This window comes from Pseudomonas sp. SO81, assembly GCF_030374125.1.
Lineage (GTDB): Bacteria > Pseudomonadota > Gammaproteobacteria > Pseudomonadales > Pseudomonadaceae > Aquipseudomonas.
This window is the reverse complement of the sequence record NZ_CP126126.1, coordinates 2,375,638-2,393,062: the sequence shown is the minus strand read 5'-3', so window position 1 is coordinate 2,393,062 and position 17,425 is coordinate 2,375,638. Positions and strand designations below refer to the sequence as shown.

15 protein-coding genes are annotated in these 17,425 nt (G+C 67.7%); 14 read left to right on the top strand and 1 reads right to left on the bottom strand.

All coding sequences use genetic code 11. The features are described 5' to 3' along the window. Positions 1 to 61: 61 nt before the first annotated feature. From OH686_RS11335 to OH686_RS11305, 7 genes are all read left to right on the top strand, one after another. Positions 62 to 700, top strand: coding sequence for a peroxiredoxin (locus OH686_RS11335; RefSeq protein WP_289538678.1), 639 nt, complete (start codon positions 62 to 64; stop codon positions 698 to 700). A gap of 9 nt (positions 701 to 709) precedes the next feature. Next, the gene (gene ssuE, locus OH686_RS11330) at positions 710 to 1,303 is read left to right on the top strand and encodes an NADPH-dependent FMN reductase (RefSeq protein ID WP_137973759.1); all 594 of its coding nucleotides are present in this window, start codon (positions 710 to 712) and stop codon (positions 1,301 to 1,303) included. An 83-nt stretch (positions 1,304 to 1,386) separates the two neighbouring features. Then, entirely contained in the window at positions 1,387 to 2,370 is a 984-nt protein-coding gene (locus tag OH686_RS11325; RefSeq protein WP_289538674.1) for a sulfonate ABC transporter substrate-binding protein, read from the top strand. Between the two features lie 140 nt (positions 2,371 to 2,510). Beyond that, complete coding sequence (gene ssuD / locus OH686_RS11320) at positions 2,511 to 3,659, top strand: FMNH2-dependent alkanesulfonate monooxygenase (protein WP_137973757.1); 1,149 nt, start codon at positions 2,511 to 2,513, stop codon at positions 3,657 to 3,659. 60 nt (positions 3,660 to 3,719) lie between these two features. Then, the gene (gene ssuC / locus OH686_RS11315; protein ID WP_289538671.1) at positions 3,720 to 4,514 is read left to right on the top strand and encodes an aliphatic sulfonate ABC transporter permease SsuC; all 795 of its coding nucleotides are present in this window, start codon (positions 3,720 to 3,722) and stop codon (positions 4,512 to 4,514) included. Further along, positions 4,511 to 5,311 (top strand): aliphatic sulfonates ABC transporter ATP-binding protein, encoded by an 801-nt coding sequence (gene ssuB, locus OH686_RS11310; RefSeq protein ID WP_289538669.1) that lies wholly within the window; start codon positions 4,511 to 4,513, stop codon positions 5,309 to 5,311. Before ssuC ends, ssuB begins: the two co-directional genes overlap by 4 nt. A 21-nt stretch (positions 5,312 to 5,332) precedes the next feature. Continuing rightward, positions 5,333 to 5,548, top strand: a complete 216-nt coding sequence (locus tag OH686_RS11305) for a TOBE domain-containing protein (RefSeq protein ID WP_043312198.1) — start codon at positions 5,333 to 5,335, stop codon at positions 5,546 to 5,548. 29 nt (positions 5,549 to 5,577) lie between these two features. On the opposite strand, the gene OH686_RS11300 is transcribed toward OH686_RS11305, so the two are convergent. Then, the gene (locus tag OH686_RS11300; RefSeq protein ID WP_289538664.1) at positions 5,578 to 7,830 is read right to left on the bottom strand and encodes a putative bifunctional diguanylate cyclase/phosphodiesterase; all 2,253 of its coding nucleotides are present in this window, start codon (positions 7,828 to 7,830) and stop codon (positions 5,578 to 5,580) included. Between the two features lie 168 nt (positions 7,831 to 7,998). Between OH686_RS11300 and desA the strand changes: the two genes are divergently transcribed. From desA to OH686_RS11265, 7 genes are all read left to right on the top strand, one after another. Then, positions 7,999 to 9,183 (top strand): delta-9 fatty acid desaturase DesA, encoded by a 1,185-nt coding sequence (desA, locus tag OH686_RS11295; RefSeq protein WP_289538661.1) that lies wholly within the window; start codon positions 7,999 to 8,001, stop codon positions 9,181 to 9,183. Between the two features lie 123 nt (positions 9,184 to 9,306). Beyond that, on the top strand, positions 9,307 to 10,881 hold the full coding sequence (locus OH686_RS11290) for a CARDB domain-containing protein (protein WP_289538658.1): 1,575 nt from the start codon (positions 9,307 to 9,309) through the stop codon (positions 10,879 to 10,881). A gap of 56 nt (positions 10,882 to 10,937) precedes the next feature. Then, complete coding sequence (locus tag OH686_RS11285; RefSeq protein WP_289538656.1) at positions 10,938 to 13,139, top strand: hypothetical protein; 2,202 nt, start codon at positions 10,938 to 10,940, stop codon at positions 13,137 to 13,139. 39 nt (positions 13,140 to 13,178) lie between these two features. Further along, positions 13,179 to 14,726, top strand: coding sequence for a hypothetical protein (locus tag OH686_RS11280; protein ID WP_289538654.1), 1,548 nt, complete (start codon positions 13,179 to 13,181; stop codon positions 14,724 to 14,726). Beyond that, on the top strand, positions 14,723 to 15,286 hold the full coding sequence (locus OH686_RS11275; RefSeq protein ID WP_289538652.1) for a sigma-70 family RNA polymerase sigma factor: 564 nt from the start codon (positions 14,723 to 14,725) through the stop codon (positions 15,284 to 15,286). The genes OH686_RS11280 and OH686_RS11275 overlap by 4 nt, the downstream gene beginning before the upstream one ends. 60 nt (positions 15,287 to 15,346) lie before the next feature. Then, positions 15,347 to 15,979 carry a hypothetical protein gene (locus OH686_RS11270; RefSeq protein ID WP_289538649.1) on the top strand — a complete coding sequence of 211 codons (633 nt, stop codon included), beginning with the start codon at positions 15,347 to 15,349 and terminating at the stop codon, positions 15,977 to 15,979. Further along, positions 15,976 to 17,385, top strand: a complete 1,410-nt coding sequence (locus OH686_RS11265) for a S8 family serine peptidase (protein WP_289538646.1) — start codon at positions 15,976 to 15,978, stop codon at positions 17,383 to 17,385. The genes OH686_RS11270 and OH686_RS11265 overlap by 4 nt, the downstream gene beginning before the upstream one ends. Positions 17,386 to 17,425 lie beyond the last annotated feature (40 nt).

The following is a 17,425-nucleotide window of genomic DNA, read 5'->3' as shown; positions in this document are numbered from 1 at the left end:
TTATTCCATTTCGTTCCTGAGCATAGTGAGCCCACGCAACGAACAGCCAAGGAGCAGCACCATGAGCATTCGCCTGGGCGATATCGCCCCCGACTTCGAGCAGGACTCCAGCGAGGGTCGCATCCGTTTCCACGACTGGCTGGGCGACGGCTGGGGCGTGCTGTTTTCCCACCCCGCCGACTTCACCCCGGTGTGCACCACCGAGTTGGGCTTCACCGCCAAGCTGAAGGAAGAGTTCGCCCAGCGCGGCGTGAAGGCCATCGCCCTGTCGGTGGACCCGGTGGATTCGCACATCAAGTGGATCGACGACATCAACGAGACCCAGAGCACCCGGGTCAACTTCCCGATCCTGGCCGATGCCGACCGCAAGGTCTCCGGCCTGTACGACCTGATCCACCCGAACGCCAACGACACCCTCACCGTGCGTTCGCTGTTCATCATCGACCCGAACAAGAAGGTGCGCCTGATCATCACCTATCCGGCCAGCACCGGGCGCAACTTCCACGAGATCCTGCGCGTCATCGACTCGCTGCAGCTCACCGACAACCACAAGGTCGCCACCCCGGCCAACTGGCAGGACGGCGATGAAGTGGTGATCGTGCCGTCGCTGAAGGACGAGGAGGAAATCGCCCGCCGCTTCCCGAAAGGCTATCGCGCGGTGAAGCCTTACCTGCGTCTGACGCCGCAGCCGAACCGCTAAGGACAGAGCATGCACGTTGTCCTGTTGTCCGGCAGCCCATCGGCGCGCTCACGCACCGAACTGCTGCTGGAGTATGTCAGCCAGCGCCTGCAGGCCAATGGCCTGGAGGTAAGCCTGCTACGGGTGCGCGACTTCCCGGCCGACGCCCTGCTGCACGCCGACTTCGCCAGCCCCGCCGTGCAGCAGCTGCAGGCTGCGGTGGCTAGCGCCGATGGCCTGGTGGTGGCGACGCCGGTGTACAAGGCGTCCTTCACCGGTGCGCTGAAGGTGTTGCTCGACCTGCTGCCGGAGCGCGCCCTGGCGCACAAGGTGGTGCTGCCCATCGCCAGCGGCGGTAGCCCGGCTCACCTGTTGGCCGTGGACTATGCGCTGAAGCCGGTACTGGCCGCGCTGAAGGCCCAGGAGATGCTGCCCGGCGTGTTCGCCGTGGACAAGCAGATCGCCTATCCCGAGGGCGAGCGTCCCGCGCAGTTCGACGACGAACTGCGCGAACGTCTCGACGAATCGGTGGACCAGCTGCTCGCCGCCCTGGCGCGCCGGCCCAAGCCGATCGACCCGCAACTGTTGAACGACCGGCTGGTGAACGCCCGCTGGAGTATCTGAGCCAACTCGCTAGACCCCGCCTTACTCGCCCGCCAACGGGCCAGCAGGTAGCCAACCAAGAAACCACAGCAAAGGAGAGCGCCATGCGCACCATTACTTTGCGTCGGAGCCTGGTCGCCCTGTTTGCCGCGGCCATCTCGTTCGGCGCCATCACTCAAGCTCAGGCCCAATCAGAGCAGGAGAAAGTCCTGCGCATCGGCTATCAGAAATACGGCACCCTGGTGCTGCTCAAGGCCAAGGGTTCGCTGGAGAAGCGCCTGGCCGAGCAGGGCATCGAAGTGCAGTGGACCGAATTCCCCGGCGGCCCGCAGCTGCTGGAAGGGCTGAACGTCGGCTCGATCGACTTCGGCACCACCGGCGAAGCGCCGCCGATCTTCGCCCAGGCCGCCGGTGCCGACCTGCTGTATGTGGCGCATGAGCCGCCAGCGCCGACCAGCGAGGCGATCCTGGTGCCCAAGGACTCGTCGCTGAAGTCGGTGAGCGAGCTGAAGGGCAAGAAGATCGCCCTGAACAAGGGCTCCAACGTGCACTACCTGCTGGTGCGTGCCCTGGAAGATGCCGGCCTGAAGTACAGCGACATCCAGCCCGTGTACCTGCCGCCGGCCGATGCCCGCGCCGCCTTCGAGCGCGGCAGCGTCGATGCCTGGGTGATCTGGGACCCCTTCCAGGCCGCCGCCGAACACCAGCTGCAGGCCCGCACCCTGCGTGACGGCAAGGACCTGGTCGCCAACCACCAGTTCTATCTGGCCGCCAAGCCCTACGCCGAGAAGCACCCGGAAGTGGTCAGCGTACTGGTCGAGGAGATTCGCTCGGTCGGTGGCTGGATCCGCGAGAACGGCGACGAGGCGACCAAGCAGGTCGCACCGCTGCTCGGCCTGTCGCCGGAAATCACCCGCACGGCGGTCGAGCGCCAGGCCTACGGCGCCCAGTTCATCGGTGCGGATGTGATCGCGGCGCAGCAGAAGATCGCCGACACCTTCAGCGACCTCAAGCTGATTCCCAAGCGCCTGACCATCAAGGACGTGATCTGGACCCCGCCGGCCTCGGCCAAGGTGGCCCAGCAATAACCTGAAGCCCTCCAGCCCTTCTCCTGCCCGCTTGCGGGAGCAGGGGCGGGAGCGCCGAGCGATTCGAGTAGCCCGGATGCAATCCGGGAAATCCAGTCCCGGATTGCATCCGGGCTACGCCTGACCAAGGAGACCACTCCATGAGCCTCAATATCTTCTGGTTCCTGCCCACCCACGGTGACGGCAAGTACCTCGGCACCAGCGAAGGCGCGCGCGCCGTCGATCACGGCTATCTGCAGCAGATCGCCCAGGCCGCCGACCGTCTCGGTTTCGGCGGCGTGCTGATTCCCACCGGGCGTTCCTGCGAGGACTCCTGGCTGGTGGCCGCCTCGCTGATTCCGGTGACGCAGAACCTGAAGTTCCTGGTCGCGCTGCGCCCGGGGATCATCTCGCCCACCGTGGCCGCGCGCCAGGCGGCGACCCTGGACCGCCTGTCCAACGGCCGCGCGCTGTTCAACCTGGTCACCGGTGGTGACCCGGACGAGCTGGCCGGTGATGGCCTGCACCTGTCCCACGAGGAGCGTTACGAGGCCTCCGTCGAATTCACCCGCATCTGGCGCCGGGTCCTGGAGGGCGAGACCGTCGACTACGACGGCAAGCACCTGCAGGTGAAGGGCGCCAAGCTGCTCTACCCGCCGATCCAGCAGCCGCGTCCGCCGCTGTATTTCGGCGGCTCCTCCGAAGCTGCCCAGGATCTGGCCGCCGAGCAGGTCGAGCTGTACCTGACCTGGGGCGAGCCGCCGGCCGCGGTGGCCGAGAAGATCGCCGCCGTGCGCGAGAAAGCCGCTGCCCAGGGCCGCGAAGTGCGCTTCGGCATCCGCCTGCACGTGATCGTGCGCGAGACCAACGAGGAAGCCTGGGCCGCCGCCGATCGCCTGATCAGCCACCTGGACCAGGACACCATCGACCGTGCCCAGGCGTCCCTGGCGCGCTTCGACTCGGTCGGCCAGCAGCGCATGGCCGCCCTGCACGGCGGCAAGAAGGACAAGCTGGAAGTCAGCCCCAACCTCTGGGCCGGCGTCGGCCTGGTGCGTGGCGGCGCCGGCACCGCGCTGGTCGGCGATGGCCCGACCGTGGCCGCGCGGGTCAAGGAATACGCCGCGCTGGGCATCGACACCTTCATCTTCTCCGGCTACCCGCACCTGGAAGAGTCGTACCGGGTCGCCGAGCTGCTGTTCCCGCATATCGACGTGGCCCAGCCGGAGCGCCCGGAGTCGCGTGGCTACGTCAGCCCGTTCGGCGAAATGATCTCCAGCGACATCCTGCCCAAGGCCGCTGCGGCCAGCTGACCCGACAACGGGGCGGCCCACCGCCCCGGTTCCCTGCAACACGAGAGAAGGAGCGTTGCCATGTCGACGCAGACGCTACACAACATCGGTCGCCGTCTGGCGCCCTGGGCACTGCCCGTGGCCCTGCTGGCCATCTGGCAGGGCGCGGTGGTGGCCGGTTGGCTGTCCACCCGCATCCTGCCGGCGCCCAGCGCGGTGATCGAAGCCGGCTGGAGCCTGCTGGCCAGCGGCGAGATCTGGACCCACCTGGCCATCAGCGGCCAGCGCGCGGCCATCGGCTTCGCCATCGGCGGCGGCCTGGGCCTGCTGCTCGGCTTTATCACCGGCCTGTCCAACTGGGGCGAGCGCTTCCTCGACAGCTCGGTGCAGATGATCCGTAACGTGCCGCACCTGGCGCTGATCCCGCTGGTGATCCTGTGGTTCGGCATCGACGAGGCGGCGAAGATCTTCCTGGTCGCCCTCGGCACCCTGTTCCCGATCTACCTGAACACCTACCACGGCATCCGCAACGTCGACCCGGCCCTGGTGGAAATGGCGCGCAGCTATGGTCTCAAGGGCTTCGCCCTGTTCTGGCAGGTGATCCTGCCCGGCGCGCTGCCGTCGATCCTGGTGGGCGTGCGCTTCGCCCTCGGCTTCATGTGGCTCACCTTGATCGTGGCGGAGACGATTTCCGCCAGCAGCGGCATCGGCTATCTGGCGATGAACGCCCGCGAGTTCCTGCAGACCGATGTGGTGGTGCTGGCCATCCTGCTGTATGCGGTGCTGGGCAAGCTGGCCGACGTCGCCGCGCGGCTGCTCGAGCGCCTGTGGCTGCGCTGGCACCCGGCCTACCAAGCCAAGGCAGGTGCGCAATGACCGCCCTGCACAGCATTCACCGCGGCATCCCGCTGAGCATCGAGGGCATCCGCAAGGCCTTCGGCGAGCGCGAGGTGCTCAAGGGCATCGACCTGCATATTCCGGCCGGGCAGTTCGTTGCCGTGGTCGGCCGCAGCGGTTGCGGCAAGAGCACCCTGCTGCGCCTGCTGGCCGGCCTCGATGCACCCAGCGGCGGCGCGCTGCTGGCGGGCAAGGGTTCGCTGGCGGCGGTGCGCGATGACACCCGACTGATGTTCCAGGACTCGCGCTTGCTGCCGTGGAAGCGGGTGATCGACAACGTCGGCCTTGGCCTGTCCGGTGACTGGAAGCCCAAGGCCCGCGAGGCGCTGGCCGCCGTCGGCCTGGCCGAGCGTGCCCAGGAATGGCCGGCGGCCCTGTCCGGCGGGCAGAAGCAGCGCGTGGCCCTGGCCCGTGCGCTGATCCACCAGCCGCGTCTGCTGCTGCTGGACGAGCCGCTGGGCGCCCTGGATGCGCTGACCCGCATCGAAATGCAGCAACTGATCGAGCGTCTGTGGCAACAGCATGGCTTCACCGTGCTGCTGGTGACCCACGACGTGGCCGAGGCCGTGGCCATCGCCGACCGGGTGATCCTGATCGAGGACGGCGAGATCGGCCTCGATCTCGCCGTCGACCTGCCCCGCCCGCGTCAGCGCGGTTCGGCGCGCCTGGCCGCGCTGGAGGCCGAAGTGCTCAACCGGGTGCTGGCGCTGCCACCGCTGCCGCCGCAACCGGAACCCCTATCCCCTCTGCCCACGCAACTGCGCTGGGCCCTGTAAAACGACCCAAGGAGCAACATCATGACCATCAAAGCCATCAACGTGCGCAACCAGTTCAAGGGCAACATCAAGGAGATCGTGATCGGCGACGTGCTGTCGGAAATCGACGTGCAGACCGCCGCCGGCATCGTCACCTCGGTGATCACCACCCGCTCCGTGCGCGAGCTGGACCTGCAGGTGGGCAGCGAAGTGATCGCCTTCGTGAAATCCACCGAAGTGTCGATCGCCAAGCTGTAACGGCAGGGCGGCGTCGCGCCGCCTGCGGCTCAGTTATCCGCCTGCACCGCCAGCAGCCGCTCGGCTGGTTGCGGGCGGCCGAACCAGTAGCCCTGGCCGAACGGGCAGCCGATCTCGCGCAGATAGGTGGCCTGCTCTTCGGTTTCGATGCCTTCGGCCAGCACGTGCAGCCCCAGGCTCTGGCCGAGGGTGATCACCGCGTGGGCGATGGCCGCGTCCTTGCCGTCCTGGGGCAGGCCGCGGACGAAACTCTGGTCGAGCTTGAGCTTGTGCACCGGCAGGCTCTTCAGGCGCGCCAGGGACGAGTAGCCGGTGCCGAAGTCGTCGATGGCCAGGCGCACGCCCAGGCGATGCAGCTGGGTGAGCAGCTCCTCGGCCCGCTGCGGGTCGTCCATCACCGCGCTCTCGGTCACTTCCAGCTCCAGCTGCGCCGGGTCCAGCCCGGTCTCGCGCAGCACCCGCTCCACGCGCAGGTCCAGCTCGCCACGGCTGAACAGGCGGCTGGAGACGTTGACCGCGATGAACTCCAGCTGCAGGCCCAGGGCCTGCCAGCGACGCATCTGGGTGCAGGCCTGCTCCAGCACCCAGGCGTCGATGGCGCCGATCAGTCCGCTGTCCTCGGCCACCGGAATGAATTCGCCCGGCGGCACCAGGCCGCGCTCGGGATGCTGCCAGCGCACCAGGGCCTCGGCGCCGATCATCCGCCGGTCATCCAGGCGGTGGATCGGCTGGTAGTGCACGCGCAGCTCGTCCTGCTCCAGAGCCTGGCGCAGCTCGGCCTCCAGGCGCACGCGCTGCTGGGCCAGGGCGGTCATGTCCTGGCTGTAGAAGCTGAAGGTCTGGCGGCCGCTGCTCTTGGCGCGGGCCAGCGCGGAGTCGGCGTTGCGCATCAGCTGCTCGACGCTGTCGCCGTCGTCGGGGAACAGGCTGATGCCGATGCTGGCGCCGATGAACAGGGTCTCGCCGTTGATGGCGAAGGGCTGGGCGAGGCTGTCCAGCAGCTCCAGGGCCAGTTGCGAGGCCTGGTCGGCTTCGCTGCAGTCGCAGCTGAGCAGGCCGAACTCGTCGCCACCCAGGCGCGCCAGGGTGACATTGGCGCCGATGGCCTCGCTCAGGCGTTCACCGATCAGCTTGAGCAACTGGTCGCCGGTGTTGTGGCCAAGGCTCTCGTTGACGATCTTGAAATGGTCCAGGTCAAGCAGCAGCAGGGCTCCGCCGCGCTGGATGGCCTGCTCGATGCGCTCGCCGAACAGCAGGCGGTTGGGCAGGCCGGTCAGTGCGTCGTGGTGGGCCAGGTAGTCCAGCTCGTGCTGCGAATGCTTGATCGCGCTGACGTCGGAGAACACCGCCACGTAGTGGGTCAGGGTGCCGCTCTCGTCGCGGATGCTGCGGATGCACTGCCACATGGGGAACACCTCGCCGTCCTTGCGCCGGTTCCACACTTCGCCGCTCCAGGCGCCGCGGCTGTTCAGGGCGTGCCACAGGCTCTGGTAGAAGGCCTCGTCGTGGCGCCCGGACTTGAGCAGGCTCGGCAGCTTGCCCAGCACCTCGTCGACGGCGTAGCCGGTGATACGGCTGAAGGCTGGGTTGACGTGGACGATGCGCTGCTCGCGGTCGGTGACCAGCACGCCTTCCAGGGTGCTGTCGAATACGGCGGCGGCCTGGCGCAGGCTGTCCTCGTCGGCGCGGCGCCGGGTGACGTCGCTGGCGGTGCCGATGAAGCGGCTGGGCTGACCCTGGGCATCCAGCAGCATCTGGCCACGGTAGTGCAGCCAGCGATATCCGCCGTCGCGGTGGCGCATGCGAAAGCTGCTCTCGTCGTGCGTGCTGCGGCCGGCGAGCAGGGTCTTCAGGCGCTGTCCGGCACGTTCGCGGTCATCGGGGTGCAGGCGCGAGAGCCAGGAGTCATTGGTCGCGCCGAATTCCTCGAGTGTGTAACCGAGCATGTCGCAGTACTGCCGTGAGTAATACACCTGGCCGCTCTGCATGTCCCAGTCCCACAGACCCTCCTGGGCCGATTCCAGGGCCAGTGCCAGGCGTTCCTCACTGTGTTTCAGGGCGCTGCGCGCGCGCCGCTGTTCGAGGCGATACTGGTTCAGTGCGCAGTACAGAGCGAAGCCGGTGACCAGCACGAAACACACGCCCTTGAGGGTCTGGTAACGGTTCAGCGTGTCGCGGTCCAGACCCAGCCACAGTAGCAGGGCGTCGCTGCAGAAAATCCACAGTGCGGCGACGATCAGGTAGAACAGAGAGAGCTGCAGCGGGCTACGCTGGAATTTCATCGAGATGGGGTCGGCCCTGTCGGTGTGAGCTGCGGCACATTATAGATAAGTCATCATCCAGTGCATTCTCGTCTAATGGTGCACTGGCTTTATCTCCCGTCTTGGTGATAATGCCCGCAAGGCCAGGGCCCCGGCCGCTCTATTTCTCCCCGCGAGGCTACACCCTTCATGTGGTACAACGGCTTTCTCGACCTGTCACCCTGGCAACTGGTGGCGGTCACCCTGGTGATGACCCACATTACCATCGTCAGCGTCACCGTCTACCTGCACCGCTACTCCGCGCACCGCGCGCTGGAACTGCACCCTGCCCTCAAGCACTTCTTCCGTTTCTGGCTGTGGATCAGCACCGGCCAGAACACCCGCGAGTGGACCGCCATCCACCGCAAGCACCACGCCAAGTGCGAGACCGTCGATGACCCGCACAGCCCGGTGATCAAGGGCCTGGGCACCGTGCTGCGCAAAGGCGCCGAGCTGTACCAGGAAGAGGCGAAGAACGAGGAGACCCTGCGCATCTACGGCAAGAACTGCCCGGATGACTGGCTCGAGCGCAACGTCTACAGCCGCTTCCCGATGGGCGGCATCATCTTCATGGCAGTCGTCGACCTGGCCCTGTTCGGCGTGCTCGGCATGACCGTGTGGGCGGTGCAGATGATGTGGATTCCGGTGTGGGCGGCGGGCGTGATCAACGGCCTCGGCCATGCCGTCGGCTACCGCAACTTCGAGTGCCGGGACGCCGCCACCAACCTGGTGCCCTGGGGCATCCTGATCGGCGGTGAGGAGCTGCACAACAACCACCACACCTACCCTAACAGCGCCAAGCTGTCGGTGAAGAAGTGGGAGTTCGACATGGGCTGGGCCTGGATCAAGCTGTTCAGCTTCCTGCGCCTGGCCAAGGTGCAGCGCGTGGCGCCCATCGCCCACCGCGTCGAGGGCAAGCGCAGCCTGGACATGGACACCGCCATGGCCATCCTCAACAACCGTTTCCAGATCATGGCCCAGTACCGCAAGCTGGTGATCAAGCCGCTGGTCAAGCAGGAGCTGGCCAAGGCCGACGAGTCGGTGCGCCACCTGTTCCGTCGCGCCAAGCGCCTGCTGTCGCGCGAGACCAGCCTGCTCGACGAGAGCCACCAGGCACGCATCGCCGCGATGCTGGAGCAGAGCCAGGCGCTCAAGGTGATCTACGAGAAGCGCATCGCCCTGCAGCAGATCTGGGTCAAGACCAGCAGCAACGGCCACGACATGCTCGAAGCCATCAAGCAGTGGGTGCACGAGGCCGAGGCCAGCGGCATCCAGTCCCTGCGCGACTTCGCCGAGCAGCTGAAGACCTACTCGCTGCGCCCGACCGCTGCCTGAGTAGCAGTCACCTGAACAAGCCCGCCACTCGGCGGGCTTTTTCTTGGGTGCAAAAAAGTTTGAACCGCCGGACCTGCTGGCCACGACTGAGGGGTGTCATTCACCCGGCAGGAGAGCCCGGTCATGCAACGCAATCTCAACCCCCTGTTCCTCGGCCTGCTGTTGGCCTGCAGCGGCGCCGCCAACGCCGAAGACACCTACGCCCCCGACAACGTCACGCCGAGCACCATGCTGTCCGGCATAAAGCGGATCGAGGTCAAGCAGACCGGGCCGGTACCGGTCATCCGCGTGCAGTCCGACGGCACCAGCTACACGGCGGTCAAGCCGGGACAGCAGGTGGCCTGGCAGGCCAGCAGCCAGGTCGAGTGCCGTGGCGTGCGCAAGATCGACCGGTTGATCTGGTGGATCAATGACAACAGCCAGGTCGGCCCGCGCAGCTACTACATCCATCACCAGCGTCTGCTGCAGAAGGACTGGATCACCAGCAAGTCTAAGCACAAATCGCACAGCACCAGCGGCAGCATCAACGTGCCGGTGAGTGCCAAGCTGGCCAACGCGGCCAAGCAGGCCTGCAACAGCTATCTCAAGGCCGAGCAGGGCAAGGGCCGCGACCTCAAGCAGATCCTGGCCCAGGACAAGCGCCTGCCAGCCACCGACAAGCCGCTGCTGGCGGGGGTGGTCTATCTGCAGTGCAATGGCCTGGACGACAAGGAAGCGCACGCCTGGCAGCACGTGAAGATCGAGACGATCTGCGAGGGCTATGACTTCCCGAATGTTGCCCCGAAACCCAAGGGAATGGATCTGGCCGCCGCCTTCGCCCTGGAGCAGCCCAAGATCAAGGTCGAGCCTACGCCCTACAGCGGCACCTGCCCGGTGACCCTCAAGGTGGAAGGCACGCTCAAGGCCAACAAGGGCCAGCAGCAGGTGCAGTACCGCTGGGCGCACAACGGTGGCCTGGGCCCGGTCTACACCATCACCCTCAACACCAGCGGCTGGCACAGCGTCGCCACGCAGCTGAAAGACATCGGCAAGCAGGCCGGCCCCAATGCCAAACTGGCCCTGCCGAACCAGGCCAAGGGCCAGGGCCTGCAGCTCAAGGGCCACGCTGCCAACGTGCACAGCGGTCAAGTGGAGCTGAAGGTGCTAGCGATGGGCGAGAACAACTGGAGCAAGGCCAAGAGTGCCGCCGCCGCTTACCAGGTGACCTGCAAGGAGGCGCCCAAACCTGCTCCGGATACCTTCACCGCGCCGCAGCCCAAGCCTGCTCAGATCGATCTGTCCTACGCACCGGCGCTGACCATCGGCAATGCCAGCGCACAGTGGGGCGGCAGCCTCAAGGTAGACGCCAGCCAAGCCGGACGGCAACGCGAGGGGCGCTGCGAGCTGCGCCTGGTCTACGATGTGAAGAACCTGGGCCAAGCCGCGGCGGGCACCTTCGTCAGCCGCTTGCGCGAGGACCAGGAGCTGCTGCATAACGCCTCTTTGCCCGGCCTGGCCGGAGGGGCGCAGCACAAGGTGTCCGGCTTGATCTACCTGGGTAACGGCACGCACCTGCTGGGCCTGTCGGTCGATGACCAGCAGCAGGTTGGGGAAAGCAACGAGAGCAATAACAAAGCACGGGTCACGGTGGAAGTACGCAACTGTGGCCAAACCCAACCCGGCCGGGCGCCGCTGCGCGCTCCGGTCCTGCCCCAGTGAGTCGTTCCGGCCGCCTGTTGCGTGCGGGCGGCCGGGGTGAATGCCAGGAACAGGCCATGAACATCCTGAAGCCTATTCGTAGCTGCTGCGTCCTGCTGCTCGGGGGCCTGATCGGCCCGGCGGCAGCCGAGGAGCTGCTGAGCGCCGAGCCCGGCCAGACCCAGCTGAGTTTCAGCGTGCAGGGGCTGGAGATACTCGCCGAAGGCGATCAGCTGGCCGTCGAACTGGACGGCTACGACGTGACCGCGCTGATCAGCCGCAGCGAGAGTGAGTTCATCCTCGACATGCCCAGCCCGTTGGCGAGCGGCAAGCATCCGCTGCTGGTGATGGTGTTCCACGCCGACGGCAACGTCGCCACGCTGCTGGAGGCCGAGGTCCAGGTCAGCGGCCCCGCCGAGGCTGAGGTGGCCCTGGAGGGCGATGCGGGCGAGCCGGTTGCGGCCGATGCCGATGCCGGTGTTGATGCCGCCGACCCGGCGCCGGTGGATAGCGATTTCGTCGGCCCGCTGCCGGCAAGTGCCGAGGAGCTGGCCCAGGCGCCGGCCCCGGCGGCGCATCGCTATACCCTGTACGGCCTGCTCAGCAACAGCTACCGGGTCGACGAGAAGGATGCCGCCAGCTACACGGGTACTCCGCGCTACGCCAGCAACGGCGGCGTCAGCTATCGCGGCGAGGGCGCGGCCGCCGAGTGGCAGTGGCAGGCCGAGGTGGACGCACTGTACGACAACCTCAGCGACAACAACCCCAGCGGCCACGAATGGGAGCTGCCCAACTACCGCCTGGCCGCTTCTCGTGGCAGCGGCCTGCGCCGCCAGGGCCTGGCCCTGGGCAACTATGGGGTGCTGCGCGAGGACCTGCTTTTCAGCGCCTACCAGCGCCGCGGCGCGGTGGTGACCCTGGGAGATGCCTTGGACGGCCCGCTGCAGCTGGATGTGTTCGGCCTGCAGAGCGAGCCGCTGACCGACTACAACCGCCATCTGGGCTATCCCTCCAGCGGCAGCGAGCGCAGCAGCGGTGGCCTGCTGACCTTCACTCCGCTGCAGGACGACCCGCAGCTGCTGCAGCTCAGCGCCGCCTATATCAACGGCGAGACGACCGACAGCGGTACCGCCTGGCTGGCCACCGACCAGCAGACCCGCTACGGCGGCGACAGCTGGAACCTGGCGGTGGATTCGCGCTTCGGCGAGAACAGCCTGTGGCTGCACGCCGACTACGCCTGGTCGAGCTTCGACAGCGACGGCCTGGGACGCGGCGAGGATGCCAGCAGTGACGGCTCCCACGACCTGCAGGCGCAATTCAGCTCCGGCCAGTGGTTCCCCTCCGGCCCGTTCGACCAGTGGAACCTGACCCTGCAGCGGCGCGAGGTGGGCCTGGACTTCTTCACCCTGGGCAACCTCTCGCTGCCCGGCGACCTGCGCATGGATCGCCTCAACTGGCAGGGCTACCTGGGCAACCTGCAGATGGACGCCGAACTGGCGCGCGAGACCAACAACCTCGACGACCAGGACGAGGTGGCCGACCAGATCGCCGAGCGTCGCGTGCTCAACCTCTACTACTACCCGACGGTGGACGGCGAATCGCTGCCCTGGCGCCTGCTCGGCCTGCCCTCGCTGAACGCCGGCTTCAACGACACCCGTCGGCGTCAGGACGACGAGGACGCTCCGCGAGTCGGCTTCGATCTCGACGACCGCACGCGCGAAAGGCTGTTTGGCATGAGCTTCTATCACGCGCGCTGGAACTGGTCGGTGCAGCACACCCTGCAGAGCACCGACGACTATTCCCGCGAGGTGGAGCAGAACGGCTACCTGATCTACGAGCCGCCATCGGACCAGCGCAATCGTTTCACCACCCTGCAGATCGGCTACATGCCGCTGGATTCGCTGAGTCTCTCCACCAGCTGGCAATGGAACAAACTGCAGGAGACCGACAACGGCAATGTCTACCGCGGCATCAGCCGTGGCCTGGATGTGGCGTGGCAGATCGTCCCGGAGCGCTGGCGGCTGAACGCCTCCTACTACCGCGGCCGCGACACCAGCCATCTGGGCGATGGCGATTTCCTTGGCGACAGCGTGCTGCAGCAGAGCGCCAACCTGCAGCTGACCTGGACCGTGGCACAGCCGCAAGGCATGCGCCCGGGCCTCGACTGGTTCCTCAAGAGCAGTTACGCGCAACAGGACAGCCGGCTTTACGACCAGGCGCTGGAGGACTGGCAGCTGCTGCTGGGCTTCGACCTGCGCTGGGATACTCACAACTACTGACAGGCAGTCCCGCGCACAGGCGCGGGCGGAAGGTGAACCATGAACGCTTCATACAAGCTGATCCTGCGCGCCCTGCTGGTACTGCTGCCGGCGCTGCCCATGGCCGCCGAGGCGGTGTTGCTGAATGCCAGCGCGCAGCCGGCCCAGCGCCAGTTGCTGGCGACCCAGGACAACAACTGGGCGGTGAGCTGGCGCGTCACCAGCGACTCGGCCCATAGCGGTGGCGCGGTGTCCACCCAGGCGCGGATCGTCAATCCATCCGGCGGCGCCACTCTGGCCACGGTCGGCGGCACCCTCAGCCAGGGCGGCAGCGGCCCCTTCATGTTCGGCGAATTCATCGTGCTGCCCCAGGCCACCGTGCAGGCCTGGCAGGCCAGCGGCTTGCGGCGGGTGCTGCTGGTACGCGACTTCGCCGATCTGTCCGGTGGCGGCGTGGTGCGTGGCCAGCAGGTGTTGACCATCCCGGTGGCCGGCGCCCTGCGTGCGGTGAAGATCCAGCCGGCGCAGCGCCAGTTGCTGGCCAGCCAGAACAACCCATTGCCGCTGGCCTGGCAGGTGGTGGCCAGCGATGGCTACAGCGGTGGCGTGACCTCGGCGCAGGCGCAGGTGGTCGATCCCGCCAGTGGCTCGATCCTGACCAGCCTGGGCTCGCGCCTGAGCGCCGACGGTGGCGGCCCCTTCCTGCTCAACGAGCAACTGGAGCTGCCGGCCGGCATGGTGCAGGGCTGGTACGAGCGCGGCCTGCGGCGTCTGGTCCTGCAGCGTGAATTCATCGGTGGCGCCTCGCGGCTGCGCGGCCAGATCACCCTCAACCTGGTCAGCAGCGGCCTGCGTGCTCCGCGCGAGAATCGCACCGGCGAGCTGCTGGTACAGCGCCTGAGCCTGAGCTTCACCGACAACCAGCGGATCAAGGTGGTGCCGCCAGGCGAAGGGCTGATGGCCAAGGTGCTGCTGGCCTACAGCGGCAACGGTCTGCTCGAAGGGCGCTGGCAGGTGGCGGAGCCGGGCAGCACCGAAGGCAAGCCGATCTACCGCACCCTGACCCTGGTGCGCAGCTACCTGCGCGACGCCCAGCAGAGCACCATCAACAGCCCGCCGCTGCCCAGCGATAAGGCCGGCAAATACCGGGTGCGCTTCTGCGTGACCAATCGCGAGCTGGTGCCGGCCGATGCCCTGGTGCTGGACGCCGGTTGCCCGCTCGACGGCCTGACGGTGGAGACGGTGTATGAGGTGCTCGGCGGCAGCGAGCCTGCACGCCAGCCGCTGATCGACGCCGGTCCGCGCGATGGCGATGTCGGCAGCGCCAGCCAGTTCCACTGGCAGCCGGTGGCCGGTGCGGTGGTCTATCAGCTGCAACTGTTCACCGCCGATGCCCAGCGCACCGGTGAGGGCGAGGTGCTGGGCGAGTCGCCCAACTTCGTCGCCGGCATGCTGTTGCCCGCCAGCGTGACCCGCAGCGCGCTGTCGACCCTGCTGCGCAGCAAGCTGCAGCCGGGGAGTTACTATCTGTGGCGGGTCACCGCCCACGACCAGGGCGGCGCCATGATCGGCCGCAGCCAGGAATGGAGGGTGCGTTACCAGCCATGATCGACGACACGGATGTGCAGTTGCTGCACCGCATCGCTGGCGGCGACCAGCGCGCGTTGCGGCAGTTCTACGAACGCTTCCACGGCGTGGTCTACCAGTTCTCCCTGCGCACGGTGAACAACGCGGCGGATGCCGCCGAGGTGCTCAACGAGGTGATGCTGGAAGTCTGGCGCCGTGCTGCGACCTTCGCCGGCCAGTCGCAGGTGCGCACCTGGCTGCTCAGCATCACTCGCTACAAGTCGGTGGACCTGCTGCGCCGCAAGCGCCCCAGCGAGATGCTGGACGAGGCGAGCCTGGAGGACGAGGCGAGCGACCAGGCCTGCCCGGCCAGCCTGGCCATCGAGCTGAGCCAGCAGGGCGAACAGGTGCGCCAGTGCCTGGACAGGCTCAAGGACGGCCACCGCCAGGTGGTCTACCTGACCTTCTTCGAGGAGCTGTCCTATCCCGAGATCGCCGCCATCATGGACATCCCCAACGGCACCGTGAAGACCCGCATGCTGCACGCCAAGCAGCAGCTGCTGCAGTGCCTGCGCCGTTTGCTCGGGAGCGCGCCGACATGAGAAGACTGAACCGCCAGCCCACCGCGAACGACTCAGTGGCACAGACCGCGGAGGTGAAATATGAACACTGAAATCGACGACGGGTCGCTGCTGCAGCTGCTGCCCTGGTACCTGAACGGCACCCTGGAGGGTGAAGAGCTGGCGGCGGTGGAGGCCTTGCTGTTGCGCTCGGCCGAGGCCCGCGAGGAGCTGGAGGTGCTGCGGCGACTGGCCGTCGCCGTGCGCGAGCAGGAGAAGGTGCATTCCGCCGGGCAGACGCCGCCCTTCGAGCTTGGCTGGGCCCGCCTGCAGCGCAGCCTGCAGCAGGAGCAGCCGGCGCTGCCGAAGCGCGACTGGTGGCGTCCTGGCCTGGCCGTGGCGGCTGCCCTGGTGGTGGCGCTGCAGGTGGGCATCCTGACGCGTCCGGCGCAGACCGATAGCGACTGGCGCATGCTCAGTGGCGGCCAGGAGCAGGTGCTGAGCGGCGGCTACCGGGTGCAGCTGCGCTTTGTCGAGCATGCCCAGTGGCAGCAGATACGTGCCCTGCTGCTGGAGCTGGATGCCGTGCTGGTCGATGGGCCTTCGGCGCTCGGCGTGGTGCAAGTGCATGTACCGGCCGACCAGCGCTTTGCCGATGGCCAGGCCCTGCTGCGCTGGCTGCAGCAGCAGGCCGTGGTGCAGCACGCTGCACTGCTGGCGCGGGCGCAGCCGTGAAGCGTTGGGCGCTGCTGCTGGCGTTGCTGCTGAGCCTGCCGCAGCAGGCCACCAGCGATCCGGCCACGGCGCCCACCGCGCCCGGTGCTGCGCCGCCCTCCAGCACTGCTCCACCGGGTAGCGCCCCGCCGAGTACTGCGCCGCTGCCCGGCAGTTCCGCCGTGCCGCCTGCTGCCCCCCCGCCGGCACCTAGCGTGCAGGCGGCAACACCACCTCCAGCGCCCACGCCTGGCCAGGTTGTCCCTGCGCCGCCGCGGCGCGGTGGTGGCAGCCTGCTGGACAGGCCGACCCTGCAGGCGCCTCCGGCGCAATGGCGTGGCGTGGCGCAACCGCCGGCGGACGATCTGCCCGTGCTGCGCGAATGGCTGGTGTTCGGCCGCGACCTGCCGGAGGCGGAGCACCAGCGCCAGGCCCTGCAACCCTTCGGCCTGAGCATCCTGCGGCGCCAGCGTCTGCTCAATCTGGGCCTGGTGCTCAGCGTGTTTCGCATTCCCGCCGAGGTCGATCTGCCGACGCTGGAGAGCGAGTTGCGCGGCAAATTCCCCGGCTGGCAGCAGGAGCTCAACCTGCGCTACCGCCCGCTGCAGCAACCGGATGGCGCCGAGCTGCAGCTGCGCAACTGGGGGCAGCGCGCCATGGGCCGCGGCCAATGGGCGCCCGCAAACTGTGGCAAAGACAAGGTGCTGGCGATGCTCGACGGTCCGGTAAATACCGGTTTGGCGGAGTTCGGCGGTGCCGACCTGCATTACCAGAGCCTGCCGCCCGAGCAGTACGCGGCGACCAGTGCCGAGGCCCGGCGGCATGGCACCGCACTGGCCGCGCTGCTGGTCGGCCGCCAGCAGGTGGCCGGCCTGCTGCCGGGGGCGCGCCTGCATGCCTTCGGCGTCTTCGGCGAGGACCGCGCCGCCGGCCTGCATACCCGCAGCGACTGGGTGATCGCGGCGCTGGATCGCGTGGCCGGTGTGCAGCCGCCCCCGCAGGTGGTCAACCTGAGCTTCGGTGGTTCGCGCAGCCAACTGCTCGAGGGGCTGTTCGAAAGCCTCGGCGAGCGCCTGACGTTCGTCGCCGCCGCCGGCAACGATGGCCAGGCCGGAGTGCGCTACCCGGCGGCCTATCCCGATGTGCTGGCAGTAGGCGCCGTGGATGCGCGCCTGCGCCGCCTGCGCCAGTCCAACTTCGGTCGCCATCTGGCGCTGGTGGCGCCGGGCGAGGACATCTGGACCCTGGACGGCGACGGCCAGGGCTTCTACGCCAGCGGCACCTCCTTCGCCGCGCCCTTCGTCGCTGCCGCTCTCGCCCTGGCGCCGTCCAGCGAGGCTCTGCTGGCTCAGGCCCGCGACCTCGGCGAGCCCGGCCGCGACGAGCAATACGGCGCCGGCCTGCCGCGCCTGGCGGCCTGTCGCTGAGTGTGCTGCGGTTTTGCAGACAGGTGCTGGCACGCTTTAC

Coding starts and splice junctions, on each gene's coding strand:
- OH686_RS11335 (WP_289538678.1), top strand. CDS start 62: ATGAGCATTCGCCTGGGCGATATCGCCCCCGACTTCGAGCAGGACTCC.
- ssuE (WP_137973759.1), top strand. CDS start 710: ATGCACGTTGTCCTGTTGTCCGGCAGCCCATCGGCGCGCTCACGCACC.
- OH686_RS11325 (WP_289538674.1), top strand. CDS start 1,387: ATGCGCACCATTACTTTGCGTCGGAGCCTGGTCGCCCTGTTTGCCGCG.
- ssuD (WP_137973757.1), top strand. CDS start 2,511: ATGAGCCTCAATATCTTCTGGTTCCTGCCCACCCACGGTGACGGCAAG.
- ssuC (WP_289538671.1), top strand. CDS start 3,720: ATGTCGACGCAGACGCTACACAACATCGGTCGCCGTCTGGCGCCCTGG.
- ssuB (WP_289538669.1), top strand. CDS start 4,511: ATGACCGCCCTGCACAGCATTCACCGCGGCATCCCGCTGAGCATCGAG.
- OH686_RS11305 (WP_043312198.1), top strand. CDS start 5,333: ATGACCATCAAAGCCATCAACGTGCGCAACCAGTTCAAGGGCAACATC.
- OH686_RS11300 (WP_289538664.1), bottom strand. CDS start 7,830: ATGAAATTCCAGCGTAGCCCGCTGCAGCTCTCTCTGTTCTACCTGATC.
- desA (WP_289538661.1), top strand. CDS start 7,999: ATGTGGTACAACGGCTTTCTCGACCTGTCACCCTGGCAACTGGTGGCG.
- OH686_RS11290 (WP_289538658.1), top strand. CDS start 9,307: ATGCAACGCAATCTCAACCCCCTGTTCCTCGGCCTGCTGTTGGCCTGC.
- OH686_RS11285 (WP_289538656.1), top strand. CDS start 10,938: ATGAACATCCTGAAGCCTATTCGTAGCTGCTGCGTCCTGCTGCTCGGG.
- OH686_RS11280 (WP_289538654.1), top strand. CDS start 13,179: ATGAACGCTTCATACAAGCTGATCCTGCGCGCCCTGCTGGTACTGCTG.
- OH686_RS11275 (WP_289538652.1), top strand. CDS start 14,723: ATGATCGACGACACGGATGTGCAGTTGCTGCACCGCATCGCTGGCGGC.
- OH686_RS11270 (WP_289538649.1), top strand. CDS start 15,347: ATGAACACTGAAATCGACGACGGGTCGCTGCTGCAGCTGCTGCCCTGG.